This window comes from Algoriphagus sp. oki45 (assembly GCF_036245605.1).
Classification (GTDB): domain Bacteria; phylum Bacteroidota; class Bacteroidia; order Cytophagales; family Cyclobacteriaceae; genus Algoriphagus.
The window spans coordinates 856,444-872,217 of the sequence record NZ_BTPC01000001.1 but is presented as its reverse complement, the minus strand read 5'-3'; the positions used below and the strand labels follow the sequence as shown (position 1 = coordinate 872,217).

General features: G+C 43.3%; 13 protein-coding genes. 7 read left to right on the top strand and 6 right to left on the bottom strand.

Annotated features, from left to right (window positions below; all coding sequences use genetic code 11):
- Positions 1 to 19: 19 nt before the first annotated feature.
- The 4 genes from AAA942_RS03840 (at position 20) to AAA942_RS03825 (ending at position 4,183) form a co-directional block, all read left to right on the top strand.
- Positions 20 to 1,315 (top strand): nucleotide disphospho-sugar-binding domain-containing protein, encoded by a 1,296-nt coding sequence (locus tag AAA942_RS03840; RefSeq protein ID WP_338218911.1) that lies wholly within the window; start codon positions 20 to 22, stop codon positions 1,313 to 1,315.
- A 21-nt stretch (positions 1,316 to 1,336) separates the two neighbouring features.
- Positions 1,337 to 2,218, top strand: a complete 882-nt coding sequence (locus AAA942_RS03835) for an SDR family oxidoreductase (protein ID WP_338218910.1) — start codon at positions 1,337 to 1,339, stop codon at positions 2,216 to 2,218.
- A gap of 127 nt (positions 2,219 to 2,345) precedes the next feature.
- A complete protein-coding gene (locus AAA942_RS03830; protein WP_338218909.1) occupies positions 2,346 to 3,176 on the top strand; it encodes a 7TMR-DISMED2 domain-containing protein in 831 nt (276 codons plus the stop codon).
- Between the two features lie 296 nt (positions 3,177 to 3,472).
- The gene (locus AAA942_RS03825) at positions 3,473 to 4,183 is read left to right on the top strand and encodes a sensor histidine kinase (RefSeq protein ID WP_338218908.1); all 711 of its coding nucleotides are present in this window, start codon (positions 3,473 to 3,475) and stop codon (positions 4,181 to 4,183) included.
- Positions 4,184 to 4,343: 160 nt separating this feature from the next.
- Here the strand turns inward: AAA942_RS03825 and AAA942_RS03820 are convergent, their stop codons facing one another.
- From AAA942_RS03820 to AAA942_RS03810, 3 genes are all read right to left on the bottom strand, one after another.
- The gene (locus AAA942_RS03820; protein ID WP_338218907.1) at positions 4,344 to 4,856 is read right to left on the bottom strand and encodes a nuclear transport factor 2 family protein; all 513 of its coding nucleotides are present in this window, start codon (positions 4,854 to 4,856) and stop codon (positions 4,344 to 4,346) included.
- Positions 4,857 to 5,023: 167 nt separating this feature from the next.
- Entirely contained in the window at positions 5,024 to 5,974 is a 951-nt protein-coding gene (locus AAA942_RS03815) for a hypothetical protein (RefSeq protein ID WP_338218906.1), read from the bottom strand.
- Between the two features lie 177 nt (positions 5,975 to 6,151).
- A complete protein-coding gene (locus tag AAA942_RS03810; RefSeq protein WP_338218905.1) occupies positions 6,152 to 7,360 on the bottom strand; it encodes an acyl-CoA dehydrogenase family protein in 1,209 nt (402 codons plus the stop codon).
- Positions 7,361 to 7,475: 115 nt separating this feature from the next.
- On the opposite strand from AAA942_RS03810, the gene AAA942_RS03805 reads away from it, so the two are divergent.
- Positions 7,476 to 8,447, top strand: a complete 972-nt coding sequence (locus AAA942_RS03805; protein ID WP_338218904.1) for a tryptophan 2,3-dioxygenase family protein — start codon at positions 7,476 to 7,478, stop codon at positions 8,445 to 8,447.
- A gap of 187 nt (positions 8,448 to 8,634) precedes the next feature.
- Here AAA942_RS03805 and AAA942_RS03800 read toward each other — a convergent pair whose 3' ends face one another.
- Both AAA942_RS03800 and ald read right to left on the bottom strand, forming a co-directional pair.
- Positions 8,635 to 9,573 (bottom strand): IS256 family transposase, variant Zn-binding type, encoded by a 939-nt coding sequence (locus AAA942_RS03800; RefSeq protein ID WP_445083333.1) that lies wholly within the window; start codon positions 9,571 to 9,573, stop codon positions 8,635 to 8,637.
- Positions 9,574 to 9,782: 209 nt separating this feature from the next.
- Complete coding sequence (gene ald, locus AAA942_RS03795) at positions 9,783 to 10,898, bottom strand: alanine dehydrogenase (protein ID WP_338218903.1); 1,116 nt, start codon at positions 10,896 to 10,898, stop codon at positions 9,783 to 9,785.
- A 424-nt stretch (positions 10,899 to 11,322) separates the two neighbouring features.
- On the opposite strand from ald, the gene AAA942_RS03790 reads away from it, so the two are divergent.
- Positions 11,323 to 13,734 (top strand): alpha-ketoacid dehydrogenase subunit alpha/beta, encoded by a 2,412-nt coding sequence (locus tag AAA942_RS03790; RefSeq protein ID WP_338218902.1) that lies wholly within the window; start codon positions 11,323 to 11,325, stop codon positions 13,732 to 13,734.
- A gap of 38 nt (positions 13,735 to 13,772) precedes the next feature.
- On the opposite strand, the gene AAA942_RS03785 is transcribed toward AAA942_RS03790, so the two are convergent.
- A complete protein-coding gene (locus AAA942_RS03785; RefSeq protein WP_338218901.1) occupies positions 13,773 to 14,447 on the bottom strand; it encodes a hypothetical protein in 675 nt (224 codons plus the stop codon).
- Positions 14,448 to 14,518: 71 nt separating this feature from the next.
- Here AAA942_RS03785 and AAA942_RS03780 point away from each other — a divergent pair, with 71 nt between their 5' ends.
- Positions 14,519 to 15,514: an acyl transferase gene (locus tag AAA942_RS03780; RefSeq protein WP_338218900.1), complete on the top strand. Its 996-nt coding sequence runs from the start codon at positions 14,519 to 14,521 to the stop codon at positions 15,512 to 15,514.
- Positions 15,515 to 15,774: the final 260 nt, after the last annotated feature.

Below are 15,774 nucleotides of genomic sequence, written 5' to 3'. Positions count from 1 at the left end.
AATTTTTCCACTTTCTGATATGGCAAAAATTCTTCTCTCAGTGGGTATTGTCGAAGGGCATACTTTTCCCGTACTTCCCCTGGCCAAAGGATTGGTCCAATTAGGGCACGAAGTTCATTGGGTAGGGACAAAGGTTTTTAAGGAGAAAATCGAAAAAACAGGTGCGCTATTCCATCCTTATCCCGAGAGTCTGGATTATCCATCCAAAGGATTGACTACGTACCAGCAGCGTCCCGCATTGGTCAAAAAGAAAGGATTGGATCAAATCAAAGAGTATTTGAGATGGTTTTTTGATGAAGAGGAAGGGGCACATGATAGCTTCCGATCTTTAACAAATGATGTTCAGCCCGATATTTTCATAGGTGATCCTGTGAGCTTCAGTCCCTTGTTTTTGGGAGAAAAATTGGGAATACCCACGATCAATCTCCATGTAATTCCTCCGTTGATACTCAGTCAGGATACCGCACCTTTTGGTTCGGGTCTATTACCGGGCAGGACCCCACTGATGCGGATAAGAAATCGATTTTTAAACTATCTCATCGATCGGGTACTATTCAAGGATATAACAGCTTATGGAAATAAGCTTAGGGAAAAACGCGGGCTTCCTCTTTATCAAGGCTTTTTTGGTGATTTCAACAAGTACGTCGATCGTGTACTGATCTTTTCGGTTCCTGGATTTGACTATGAGCGGTCCGATATGCCGGACAACCATCACTTTATCGGCCCACCCTTGCCGAAGCCTGACCCCAATTGGGAAGTGCCGGATTGGTGGGGGGATTTGAAAAAGGCCAAAAAAGTGGTACTCGTGAATCAGGGAACGATTGCCAATGATATCCAAGACCTGATCATGCCCACTTTGATCGCCTTGAAAGACGAACCGGATACCTTGGTCGTGGCAGTTCCTGTCAAAGAGGAAATCCCCAACCTCCCGGCCAATGCCCGTGTAGCACCTTTTATCCCCTTTGCCCATCTCTTGCCGCATGTGGACCTACTCGTCACCAATGGAGGCTATGGTGGAACCAATATGGCTTTGGGTTTTGGTATTCCAGTGGTGATTGGCGGCGCGACGGAGGATAAGATGGAAGTTGCCCAACGGGTGACGGTCTCGGGAACAGGTATCGATATGAAAACCATGAAGCCCAAGCCGGAGAAGCTAAAAGCCGCTATCCATGAAGTCTTCACCAATCCCAAATACAAGCAAAACACCCTTCGTCTCAAAAAGGAAATCGAGTCCTACGATTCGGTCGCTTTGGTGGACCAGGCGATTCATGAGCTTTTGGAGAAGTATGGTAAGAAAAATAAAGTCCTTGTTTGATATTACTTAACACAACCGATTATGAAAAATGTATTGATTACCGGCTGTAGTACCGGAATTGGATTTGAGACGGCTGCCCACTTGGCTAGAAAAGGCTATCAGGTCATTGCCACTATGAGAAATCCCGCCCGAAGTCCCGAACTCGGCGAACTGGCCAAGAAAGAAGGCCTGCCCATTACCATCCTCACCATGGATGTGGATATCGATTATTCTGTCCGAAATGCTTTTGAAGAAGCAGTGGATCGTTTTGGTCCCATCGATGTTTTGGTCAATAATGCCGGGATTGCCTCCGACTTACCCTTGGAAGAAACTTCCATGGAGGTATTTCAGCAGGTTTTTCAGACCAATGTATTTGGAGCAGTTCGTTGCATGAAGGAGGTCATCACCCCGATGCGGAAGAGTGGAGAGGGATTGATCATCAATGTTTCCTCCATCGCGGGAAAAACCCAATCTCCAAGTATGGCAGCCTATGCCGCTACCAAGTCCGCCCTTAATACGATCAGCATGAGTTTGGCGGGTGAAATCGGACGGTTTGGAATCCGGGTGGCGATCGTCGAACCGGGATTTATAGACACGCCTATCCTATATAAATACGATGACATCTTCCAGTCCATCTATCCCAACCGGGAGCAATTGAACGCCTTAGGCAAGGCATCCGTGGCTCTGACCAATGCGCATCCTATCGTGGTGGCGGAGAAAATACTGGATATCATTTCTGGTAAATCCAGCACTTTTTCCAATGTAGTAGGACCCGATGCCGAACCGCTTTTGGCCTATAGATTCTCGATGAACGATGAGCAATGGATTGAAAACGGGAAAATGGACACCGAAACCTTTGCAGAAGGGATGTTGCAAATGGGAATGGATGTCAGGCCGTATTTGGACTCAGTTCCAAAAACTTGATTTTTTTCAGTACGATAAAGGGTGATTAGCAACTAAGGCCATTCCGTTTTGGGATGGCCTTTTTATCAAAAAGGTTGACTAACTTAAAGAGGATAAACGGATTGGTTTTTATAAAACAATAATTGATGTGAAAATCTGGCTAGTTTCTTTTTTGGTGTTTGCTTTTTGCCTAGTCGGTCTGGGAGGAAAGGCTTTTGGCCAGACTATCAAAAGTCACAAGATTTTTACGCCAGACACCGAACAACAGCCTGGTTTTTTGAAATCCTGGCCCTATTTCAATTTTTGGATGGAGGATATGGTCTATTTTTTAGAAGAAAAGAAGCCCCTGGACTGGCAAGAAGCGAAAGCAAAGTTCCATTCCGGTGAATTTGAATTGCTGAAGGGAAGGGTTTTTAATAAGGGTTTTACCGAATCCGTTTGGTGGTTTGCTTTTCGATTGGAAAATCCACTCGACTCGGATATCACATTTATTTTCAATCCTTATTCTTCCAGCCACACTTCTTCGGACCTATTCGTGTTTGATGAATCAGGAGAATTACTGGAGGCGTCAAAATCAGGTCACCGGGTTCTGCAAAAAGATAGGCCCATCAAATATTGGGTGGTCAATTTTGAATTGTATGTTCCAAAAGGTGAAAGCCGGGATTTTCTCCTGCGTGTGGATACTCGAGGCAGGCCAACCTTCACTACTTTTTACCTGGATTTGGATTGGGACTATTGGTGGAATGAAGTAGATCGGGGTTTTGCCTATGGAGAAATTGCTGGACGAACCTCCTTGATTATATTCTTGGGTATTATTCTATTGTTTTATTTCAAGAAAAAGCTTTATCTCAATTTTGCCTTGTATCTGACAGCTTATTTGGTGATCCTTCTGGATATCGACAATTATATTTTTTCCGATACGAAGGAGATGTTTATTTACTATTGGGTCCAATCATTCTACCGTTCTTTAGCCTTGTGATGGCTTTATTTTTTATTGATTTTAATTTGGATTTTTTCTCGTTAAAACTTCAAAATAGCAGGGCCAACGGGTTATTTAGGGTATGGAGAAAATTTATTTTCGGATTGTTAACCCTAGTTTTGACCACGCTAGCATACGCTGAATGGCATAGTGTGAAGATTTTTGTATTTCAAGCTGCGGTTCTTGCCACGATGATTACATAGTTGATTGTGCTTTGGCTTTGTTTGGACCAGTATGATGGCAAAAAGAATGAAGCTCTTTTCGCCTTTGGTGCGCACTTTTTTCTATCATTTGGTATGTTATTTTACTATTGTTCCATTCTAGGTTGGTTTGAAGTCCATCCATTAGAAATTTTTTTTCAGGGCTATGGGGGCCTTTTGAATGCAGCCATTCTTGTCGTAGGAATGGTGCATCAATATCATCGAACCCAAAAGGAAAAAGATAAGATAGCCCAAGAGCAAATCAATACCGAGCGGGAGATTTTGAAGCATTCTATCCAAGCCCAAGAGACTGAGCGGCACAGGATTGCCAAGGACCTGCACGATGATTTGGGTGGAAACCTCGCCCTGATCAAACTGAAAATGGAACTCTTTGCGGATAAGCATCTAGGAAATGCGGATAAGGCCGAGTTCGGTGACCTGGTCAGTATGATGGAGGACTCCTGCAAGGATTTGCGATACATCTCCTACGAATTGATGCCTTCGGACTTTTCCTCGAAAGTATTGCGGACAATGATCGAGGAGTTGGTGGAAAAAATTAATGCGCAGAAAAAACTGCGGTTCAGCTATGTGACAGGGGATTTTCCTTCCTTGGACATGGATGTCAAGATCAACCTTTTCCGAATCATCAAGGAACTGACCAACAATATCCTGAAGCATTCTCAAGCCACCCAAGCCAAAATCAAGATTGAATTAGATGAATCATCCAAAGAGTTGAAATTGGTGGTCGAGGATAATGGAAAAGGAATCCCCAAAGAAATCTTAGATGGTAAAGTAACCGGGATGTGACTTTCCAACCTGAAAAGCCGGGTGAATTTTTTGAATGGACGACTGGATATCCAAAGTAGTGGCTTGGGCACGAGGGTGAGTGTTTGGGTGCCGGTGGGGGTAGAAGTTCATCCATAAAAAAAGCCGCAATTTCTGCGGCTTTCTTGGATCATTCTTAATTTCAATCCCCCGGATACAGCCCCATTTGGATCATTTGATCTAATTCGTTGTAATAGGTGAGTTTCCCGATAATTTTTCCGTTGTCGATTTTTAAGGCCTCGTGGACATCGAGTTGTATTTCCTTCCCTGAAGTTCTTTCTTTCACTACATAAACTGCCCATACCATAACCCAATTTCCGTTATACTCTGGGATTTCGTCTCCTGAAACCGTAACGGCTAACATACGAGGACGATCGTATCTCAAATCACTTGCGAATTCCCAGATATTCTTAAATGCCTGAACTATTTGATCGCGATTGCGAGGAGAATCCCAACGAGGACCATATCCCACCACATCAGAGGCGTGGATGTTTTCTATCTTTTTGGAATCTCTGGAGTAAATAGCTTGCTCGTATTCTTTCACTACGGCTAGGTCTTTTTCCCCATTTGGGTTTACTTTAAAATTCCCCTGTGCTTGAATGCCCATGCTGATCAGGATCAAGAGCATTGTCGAAATAATGTTAAGTTTTTTCATGGATTTTTGTTTTTCATGAAAGCTCTTTAGAAAAAAAGGGAAATTAAATACTGCCTAAGGGGTATTGTTGCAGGGGTTGTTAGTTGGAAAATTTGAAAATCCTATTCCAGAATGAATGAATTTGGATTTTCAAAAAATGTTCAATAGTTGGTGTTTTTCCAATTTGCTTAGTTTCCTTCATACACTAGCAAAGCACCGATTTCATTCGATGAATTTTTCAACCTTAGGGTATTTCCTGAAAGGCTAAATTCAACCGATTCGTTGAACCTGAAAATGGAAGAAAGGCTGTCGTATTTGTTGAAAATTGCATTGGTCAGGTTTGGAAAATTATCGGTAACCGCGGTAGCTGGTCGTGGCGGAGTATAGGATGGATCCACAGCCCGGGTGATGGAAAGGGTGTTTTCTCCTGAAATCCGATAAACCAAAACAAGTGGACCGGGTCTACTCCATACTGCACGTTCTATGGTAAAGGATTTGGCATCCGGGTCCTCAATTGGAGAACCCAGTAGGAGTTGATCATGAAATACTACCCCAATCTCCGGGTCCTCGCAGGTGGGGGAGGAGATGATATTGCCCGAGGTATCTGTGAATCCGACCAATCTCCAAAATTTGCTTTCCAAAGGAATAGGAGTGGAAATTTCTTCGAAATCTATTGGACAGCTTTCGATTTTTTGAATGGAATTCAACTGGATTCGTTTTCCAAAGAATAAGTCATCCGGATGCCTTTCTTTTTCCTCACCACTTAGAATTACATGGAGTCTAAAGTTGCTCGGAACAGTTCCAGAACGTAAATACCGAGAATAATAGCCCTTCCATTCGCAATCATTCGGAATGTCCATTCCAAACTTCAACTGCTCATTCAAAAAGCTGCAAATGAGTTCATCTTTGCCAGGGACAAGTCTTTCATCATTTGGATTTTTCTGGGGTTCAAAAGAGAAAAAGTATAGGAACTCGCCCTCTTTTTCCATTACTTCAACATCCAAATATGCCGCTAAACCTTCAAATTGAGCAACCGTATTTCTTTGTTCTATTTCCAGAGGAATTGTTGGCTTTGGTTCTTCCTCCGAAAAACAGCCCAAAAAAGTGAGGGTAATTAAGATAAAAATCCATTTTTTCATCATTCGGATTTTTAAAAATTGAGGATTTGCCCGAATCGGAAGCCTTTTCAGCTTCTTTGAAATTTCCAACCGAAGTAGAAATAGGCTATCTCACCTTCGGTTGGGTTTTAGTCTTATTGCTACGTTTAGATTGTGATTTGAAGAAAGAAATCATTGAAATTTTAAATCTTCCAATCTTTACCCCTTAAAAGCCGGTATTCCTGTAATCTCGTTACCCAAAATCAACAGGTGGATATCGTGGGTGCCTTCGTAAGTGATGACGGATTCCAGATTCATCATATGGCGCATGATGGGATATTCTCCGGTGATTCCCATGCCTCCGTGGATTTGTCTCGCTTCCCGGGCAATGTTCAGGGCCATTTCTACATTGTTTCGTTTAGCCATGGAGATATGAACGGTCTTCGCTGTGCCTTCATTCATCATTTTGCCTACTTTCCAAGCTAATAGCTGGGCCTTGGTGATCTCAGTGAGCATCTCAGCCAGTTTCTTTTGCGTCAGCTGAAAACCTCCGATAGGCTTGCCAAACTGAATCCGCTCAGCTGCATATTTTCTGGCCGACTCGTAGCAATCCATAGCCGCTCCAATGGCACCCCATGCAATCCCAAATCGGGCAGAATCCAGGCACATCATCGGTGCACCCAAACCGGACTTGCCGGGAAGAAGGTTCTCTTTTGGTACTTTCACATTGTCAAAAACCAACTCGCCTGTGCAGGAAGCACGAAGGGACCATTTGCTGTGGGTTTCCGGTGTAGAAAAGCCTTCCATTCCCCGCTCTACGATCAATCCGTGAATACGGCCTTCTTCATTTTTAGCCCAAACGACTGCGATATCGGCTTTTGGAGAGTTGGAAATCCACATTTTGGCTCCATTGAGCAAGTAGTGGTCACCCATATCTTTGAAGTTGGTGACCATTCCGCTGGGGTTTGAACCATGGTCAGGTTCTGTCAAACCAAAGCAGCCCAAGTACTCACCAGAAGCCAGTTTGGGAAGGTATTTTCTTCTCTGCTCTTCCGATCCAAATTTGTATATCGGATACATCACCAGCGAACCTTGAACAGAAGCGGTGGATCTCATACCGGAATCACCTCGCTCGATTTCCTGCATGATCAGCCCATAGGAAATGTAATCCAAACCGCCTCCGCCGTATTCCTCCGGAAGCTGAGGACCAAAGGCACCGACTTCCCCGAATTTTCTCACGATTTCATAAGGGAAATGAGCGTTTTGTGCCCAATCTTCGATGTATGGGGAAATTTCTTTTTTCACAAAATCCCTGATTGAGGAGCGGATCAATTTCTGCTCTTCGGTGAGCAAATCATCCAAGTCCAAAAAATCCACCCCTTCGAAGGTATCCTGCTTCAGTGATTTCCTTTGCGCTACTGCTTCCATGTTATTTTGGTTAATTAATCAGAATCTGTCAATTTTACCGGGCCTAACCCCAATTCTGTTTCGAAATTAAGGAGAAAGCCCCTGATTCTTTACCTTTTTGACTAAAAAAATCCCCATGCACTATTCCCAATTTGATCCTAAAATCCTGGAAAAAATCGAGCAGCTCCAGGAGAAATTCCGTGCCTCCGGGCAGGATATGCTTTCATATCTTGAGGGCCTTCTTTATGCTGATTACCTTACCTACTGGGAATACATCAATCTGGATGTCTTACTCTCCCTGCAGCAGCCTAAGACCAGTTTTAAAGACGAGAAAATCTTTATCATCTATCATCAGATTACTGAGCTGTATTTCAAGCTGATCATATCTGAAATGGAGCAAATAGCTGAAGAAGAGTCGGATACGGAGGAGTTTTTCAAGACGCGACTAGAGCGGATTTTGATGTATTTTGATCATTTGATCAGCTCCTTTGCAATGATGTGGAAGGGGATGGAGAAAGAGCAGTTTCTTAAATTCAGAATGTCTCTTTTGCCTTCCTCGGGCTTTCAAAGTGCCCAATACCGGGAGATCGAAATCATGGCCACCGATGCTTTTCAATTGGTGACTTTGGCCAAAAGAGAGGAACACGATTACCACAGTCCGGCTGATGATCTCTTTGAAAACCTCTATTGGCAGCAGGGAGCGATTGAGTTGGCTACAGGAGAGAAGACCCTGACTTTGAAAAACTTTGAGCTCAAGTATGGAAAAATACTTAAAGAACTGATTGAAAATTATCGGAGAAAGAACCTTTGGCAGAAATATTCCGGTTTTACCAATCCTTCAGGAGAGCTTAAGGAAATGATGCGGCAGTTTGACCTCAAGGCCAATGTTTTTTGGCCGCTTGCCCATTACAAATCAGCTGTCAGATATTTGCATCGGGATCCTGAGGATATAGCTGCCACTGGTGGGACCAACTGGCAGAAGTACCTGCCTCCCCGTTTTCAAAAAGTGATCTTTTTCCCCGAACTCTGGACTGAAAAAGAGCGGGAAGAGTGGGGCAAAGGCTGGGTGGTCAAAGAGGTCTTTGGTGACGAATTGCAGAAAGGATAAAAAAGGTAATGTGGTCAAAAATAGTTGGTGACTTTGATCGAAAAATTTCATAACATGCCGCGCAGGTTTGAAGAGGACGTAAGCTCTGCTGAGGAGCAACTTACCAGCAATAGAATCTGCCAAGTGGAATGAAGGGGCTTCGTTTTTCGGAGCCCTTTTTTCATGCTTCATTCTTCTTGTTCTATGGCTAAGAAAACCTTTTTCTTCCGGAGTTTTTGAAGTACAGATACCACCTCAGAAAGCTTTTTCTGTTTCCGGTTGAAAGACCTCGGTGGATATTCAAATTGGTTTTTAAATGTCCGAAAAATGACTCCAGCCCATTGGTGGATTTTGGGATTCTGGGGTTGTCCAGGTAGGCAAAAAGGTTGGGCAAGGCGCTTTTCAAAACCGAGAAGGAACGTCTCAACAGTTTGTGTTTATACCAAAACTTTCCCGTAATGGGATTGACCGTTTTTTCATGGACAAACTCATGGTGTCGATGATCCCAGTTAGCCAGTTCGAGCAGCCAATAACTGAGTTCCTGTTTGGACTTGATCAGATGTAGGGTAGAGACAATTTTCCGAAGTTCCTGACCGGGAATACTCTTTGGACGGCTGGAAAGCCATATTCTACACATTCGCTGCACATGGATCACACATCGCTGAAGGGTGACTTGGGGACAAACTTTGCGGATCGCTCTGAGCAATGCGCGATGTCCATCACAGGTAATTGACTCGATCTGGACTCCAAGAAGCAGTAGATTTTCCAGGTCTTCTTTGAGCTCTTCGTATCGTTCTCCATCGCTGAACCGATAGAGCTGGGTGAACTTGATCGTGTTGTCCCGGTACAAAATCAAGCATAAATCCCTGCTAAAATACGTGCCGTCAATGAGTAAATTCACCCGCTCGGAAGGGTAGACACTCAGCATCGGCGGTTCTTTCAGATAGCCTCTGAAAAGTCGCTGAATCGTGCTTTTGCTCAACCCAGTTTCAACAACCAACTGTTCAAAAGTACGTTTCCCGACTATCCACTTTTTGAACCAAACAAACTGGTTGCTTTTGGCTACAGAAGGCTTCGAACCCGTGAAAAGAATGCCGCAATTTTTACACTTATACCGCTGCTTGCCAGCCTGCTTTCCCCACTTGATTGAGTCAAGAAACCCACAGGCTCAACAACGCTTTTTTTGAAGTTTTCATGAAACAAAAAAACCTTATTTAAATCGGTTTCAATAAGGTCTTTGTAATTAATTAAATATCAGAACATTAGGAGGCTTTTCACCAACTATTTTTGACCATTAGATCATAAAAAAAGTCCCGCTCTTTTCAGGGCGGGACTTTGAGTTTGATTTATTCCTGATTAAGCCAGGTATTTTTCAACCAATGCATAAGGCATGTCAAAAGCATCTGCCACTGCCTTGTAGACAATCTCTCCATTGATCACGTTCAGACCAAGTGCTAACTCCTGATTATCCTGAGCGGCTTTTTTCCAGCCTTTGTCTGCCAGTTGGATGGCATAAGGAAGAGTAGCATTAGTCAAAGCCAAAGTTGAAGTGTAAGGCACAGCGCCCGGCATATTTGCTACGCAATAGTGAACTACGTCATCGATCACGTAAGTTGGATTTTCGTGAGTGGTAGGCTTGCAGGTTTCGATACAACCTCCTTGGTCTACTGCTACGTCTACCAAAACCGTTCCTTTTTTCATATCCTTCAGCATATCTCGGGTGATCAGGTGAGGCGCTTTTGCCCCAGGAATCAATACTGCTCCAACTATCAAGTCGGCATGCTTGATCATTTCCCGGATATTGTACTCATTGGACATCATGGTCTTCACGTTGGCAGGCATTACATCTGCCAAATATCTCATTCTGGCCAAAGACACATCCATGATGGTCACATCAGCACCCAAACCTGCAGCCATCCACGCTGCCTGAGTACCTACTACACCCCCTCCAAGGATCAAAACTTTAGCAGGTAATACACCCGGTACTCCTCCAAGCAGGATTCCTCTTCCTCCAAGCGGTTTTTCAAGGTAATTAGCTCCTTTTTGGATGGCCATTCTTCCTGCTACTTCAGACATAGGAACAAGGAGAGGAAGGCTTCGATCACTCTTTTCTACTGTCTCGTAAGCCAAACAAACTGATTTGCTCTCCACCATCGCTTTGGTAAGCGGCTCGTAAGAGGCAAAGTGGAAGTAGGTAAACAGCAATTGGTTTTCTTTGATCAGCTTGTATTCAGGTTCGATAGGCTCTTTTACCTTCATGATCATTTCGGCTATCTCATAGGTAGCTTCGATAGTAGGAAGGATAGTGGCTCCTGCGGCTTCATATTCTGTGTCTGCAAATCCACTGCCTTCTCCGGCGGTATGCTGCACATAGACTGAATGCCCTCTTTTTACAAGTTCTTTAGCACCTGCAGGAGTAAGTGCGACTCTGTTTTCGTTGTTTTTGATTTCCTTAGGAACACCTATGATCATGATACGTTCTGTTTGGGTTTACAAGAATTTCTGCGCAAAGATAAGAAGCAGTTAGCTGTTAAAAATCATTTCAAAAAATTGTATTTGGTATCGATTTTGAAAAAATCTGTTTTTCCAAAGTTTATTTCATTTTTATGGAGATAAATGCAGAAAATTCCAAAATAATAGTTTTTAGAAAGGAAAATTTTGAAAATTTTTTTTGGTCAAAAAATAATTTCTGTTTTGCTAATATTTTTCAACTCAAAATAAAATGTATAAATAATTTAAAAAGACGAACTTTAATTTTACAAATAGAAAAAAAAATAAATCAATTCAAAATAATTATTGGTCAATCACTTTTCGGTAAATTTGTAAGTCAATGCTTTTTGGTTATTTTTGAAGTATACCCAAGAATTGACCCAAAATAACTTTAGATTAAAAATCAATGACATTGAAAGCGCAAGAAAAAGAAAGTACATTGGCCTTTGTGAGCAAAGAGGAGATACTCAAGGACTTTCGTGTGGCTGTAGAAAGCCGCCACGCTTCTCTTATGGGAAGGAAAGAAGTCTTTATGGGTAAGGCGAAATTCGGAATTTTTGGAGACGGGAAAGAACTTGCTCAGATCGCAATGGCTAAAGCTTTCCGTAAAGGTGATTTTCGCTCAGGCTATTACAGGGATCAGACGTTTATGATGGCTTTAGGCGAACTGACCGTACAGCAATATTTTGCGCAGCTCTATGCCCATACCAATGTAGAAGCTGAACCAGCCAGTGCAGGGAGATTGATGAATGGGCATTTTGCCACCCGCTCGCTTAATGAAGATGGAACATGGAAGAATCTCACCGAGATGTACAATTCAGCTGCGGATATTTCTCCGACAGCAGCCCAGATGCCAAAACTTTTGGGCCTTGCGTACGCTTCCAAACTTTTTAGAGAAAACAAGGGACTTCAAGAATTGACTCAGTTTTCCAATAATGGAAATGAAGTTGCTTGGGGGACTATTGGAAATGCCTCAACTTCAGAGGGGATGTTTTTTGAAAGCATCAATGCAGCAGGAGTTCTTCAGGTACCCATGGTCATTTCTATATGGGATGATGGGTACGGTATTTCAGTACCCAAAGAATTCCACACTACTAAAGGAAGTATTTCTGAAGTGTTGATGGGTTTCCAGCGAACCGAAACGGAGAAGGGTTTTGAAATCATCAAAGTAAAAGGTTGGGACTACGAAGCCTTGGTACAGGCATTTGACTATGCCGGAGAACTAGCCAGAAATGAGCATGTTCCTGTTTTGATTCACGTGGAAGAGATGACCCAGCCTCAGGGGCATTCGACTTCCGGTTCACATGAGCGCTATAAGTCTGCTGAGCGATTAAAGTGGGAAAAAGACTGGGATTGCATTAAAAAGTTCCGGGAATACATCATTACCACCGGCCTTGCCAGCGAAGAGGACCTAGATAAAATCGATACTGAGGCGAAAGCAGAGGTTAAAAAGCAAAAAGAAGCAGCCTGGGCTGATTTCTCAGGTGAAATCAAAAAAGAATTGCAGGAGGCGGTAACCCTTATCCGCAATACAGCGGAAGGTAGCGGCCAAAAAGCCAACCTTCTCCAAATGGCTGAGGAATTGGCGAAAAGTATCAATCCCATCCGTAAGGATGTGATCAGTACTGTAAGGAAATCACTTTTCCTACTTAGAAACGATTCTTCTTCTGCTAAGGAGAGCCTGAGGAACTGGTATGAAAACCAAAAAGAATTAAATCACGACAGATACAGCAGTCATCTCTATAGCGAGTCCGATTTTTCAGCTTTGAAGGTTGCTCAAAAACCCGCCAAAGTGGATGAATCTTCCCCCTTGGTTGACGGGAGAGAAATCTTGCAAGCTTTCTTTGATTACACCTTGAGCAATGACCCTCGATTCTTCGCATTCGGAGAAGACGTGGGGAAAATTGGAGACGTAAACCAGGCCTTCGCCGGGCTTCAAGCCAAGCATGGAGAATGGAGAGTAACTGACACCAGTATTAGAGAATGTACTATCGTGGGTCAGGGAATCGGTACAGCACTGAGAGGTTTGCGACCAATTGCAGAAATTCAATATCTGGATTATTTGCTTTATGGTATACAGATGCTTTCTGATGACTTGGCTTCACTCCAATATCGAACCAAAGGTGGTCAAAAAGCACCATTGATTGTCCGTACTCGAGGTCATCGTTTGGAAGGTGTTTGGCATGCAGGCTCTCCCATGGGAATGATTCTATCTACTCTCCGAGGAATGCATGTTTGCGTGCCCAGAGATATGACCCAAGCAGCCGGTATGTACAAAACCCTCTTGGAATCCGACGAACCGGCAATTGTGGTCGAATGCTTGAACGGCTACCGCCTCAAAGAAAGGTTACCTCATAATGTGGGTGAATATACTGTGCCTTTGGGCCAGCCAGAAGTTTTGAAAGAAGGTTCGGATGTCACTTTGGTGACTTACGGAAGCATGTGTCGAATCGTACTTGAGGCCGCTCATGAATTGGAGGAAATAGGTATTTCTGCTGAAGTAATCGATGTGCAGACCTTATTGCCGTTCGATTTGACCGGTACAATCGGTGAATCAATCCGCAAAACGAACAGAGTGATCTTTGCAGATGAAGATGTTCCGGGTGGAGCCAGTGCTTTTATGCTTCAGCAGGTGATGGACCATCAGGATGTATTCAGATTTCTGGATTCAGAACCTCAGACACTCCCTGCCAAAGCCCATCGTCCTGCCTATTCTTCTGACGGGGATTATTTTTCCAAGCCCAGTGCGGATGATGTGGTTGAAAAAGTTTATCAATTGATGCACGAAGTAGACCCGAATCGCTTCCCGGCAATCTAAGCTTCACAAAAAAGGCAGGATTTAAATCCTGCCTTTTTTTAGTTTCTGGTGATTTGCCTCAAGGTGACCTCCGGACTGGATACCTGATTACTTCGATTTAGGGCTCTATCTTGGATTTCCACATCTATCCTCAGGGTGTCATTTCTAAAAATTGACTCCCAACCTGAAGAAAGCATTCTGTATCGGATTCGTCCCTCTACTGGCTGTCCTTCATCAGAATTCAAAACTCTTGGGAATCGGCCATTAAACGTGGTAAAGAACGGGGGATCTTGCCATCTGAATTCAGTAAACTGCCCATTTCTTTTGATATAAAACCGGACGAAGATATTGTATTGGTTTTCGTTTTGCTCCACCCATACGGTATCCCTCACTGTGGTGTTGTTGATAATGGGATTGATCACCCAGTCTATGGGATTGTAAGTAGGAGCTTCAGGAGGTCTTCTGGAATAGACGATCAGATTGCCCGCAGCATCTCTTCTGTAGTTCAGGGGATTATAAGGAGGATTAATCTCGGTAGGAGAAAGACCTAGATCTCCTTCTGCATCTCTGAAGTCCACTCCGATAATCAGGGAATCTTGAGCCGGAGTCTGTACATATTCAATCTCAGCAAAGGTGATTTCAGGTACACTTGGAAAATTCTCAGGAGGACTGATACAGGATGTCCAGCCTAAGATTAGGACAAAGAATAATCCTGAATAGTTTTTTATACGCATGAGCTGAGGGTAAATTTGCTTTGGAAAATTAAGGTAAGATTTTTCTTCGGGAAAGAACAAACTATAAAACGATGCAGGATTTTAAAAGTTTTTCAGAGCGGGTTACAAATCTGACACCCCATGACTTTGAAAAGCTGGCATTAGATCTTTTCTTTTTTCAGGTTGAAAATAATCCAGTCTATCGGCAATACGTAATTGCCAGAAAGATCGATACATCCACAATCAATCGGCTCGATAAAATTCCTTTCCTCCCGATTCGGTTTTTTAAAGATCAGGAAGTGATTTCCGGGCCTGCCTCTCTTTTTTCGGGAACTTATTCCAGCAGCGGAACCACAGGGATGATCACCAGTAAGCACCATATTTGGTCCGAGTCCTGGTACCTCAAACAGGCGCAGAAGACTTTTGAATCGTTTTATGGTCCATTGACGGATTTTCATGTCTTGGCCTTGCTGCCGGCTTATTTGGAGCGTCCGGGAAGTAGCTTGGTGTCCATGGCTAAACATTTCATCGAGAAAAGTCAATCTTCCCATTCGGGATTTTATCTTTATAATCAATCAGAACTCCTCGAAAAGCTTAAATTCCTGGCAAATGGCTCAAAGAAGGTTCTTTTGTTGGGAGTCACCTTTGCGCTTTTGGACTTGGCAGAATTAGGAGAAAAGTTTACAAAAAATGATAATCTGATCGTAATGGAGACCGGAGGGATGAAGGGAAGGAGGAAAGAAATGATTCGGGAAGAAGTGCATGATCGATTGACTTCATTTTTTCAGGTGAAGTCTATCCATTCCGAATACGGAATGACAGAATTGATGTCTCAAGCCTATTCAAAAGGAGAGGGGAAATATATGCTTCCGGTCACAATGCGCGTTATGCTAAGGGATGTCAATGATCCTTTGGCTTGGTCACAGCGATCTCAGGGCGGTATCAATGTCATCGATTTGGCCAATTTTCATTCCTGTTCATTTATAGAAACTCAGGATTTGGGAAGAATCGACAGTAGTGGGATGTTGGAGGTATTGGGAAGATTTGACCACTCAGAAATAAGAGGTTGCAACTTGTTGGTGCAGTAATTGCTAACTTAAAATTAATTGGACATATTTATCCGAGTAAAAAATATTCTATTCGTAGCTCAAGGTCTAGACGTCATCTGCCGGTTTCGATCGAGTCACTAGTCCAGAGGCAGAATATCTTCCGAAAGGGTCGGAGAAACTATTAAAAATCTAACTTTAAACACATGAAACGAATCGCTTCCATTGCACTTTTGATCGGGATCCTTGCCTTGGGTGCTTGTGCCTCCAGTAAGCCATGCCCTGCTTACGCCAAGGCTCCG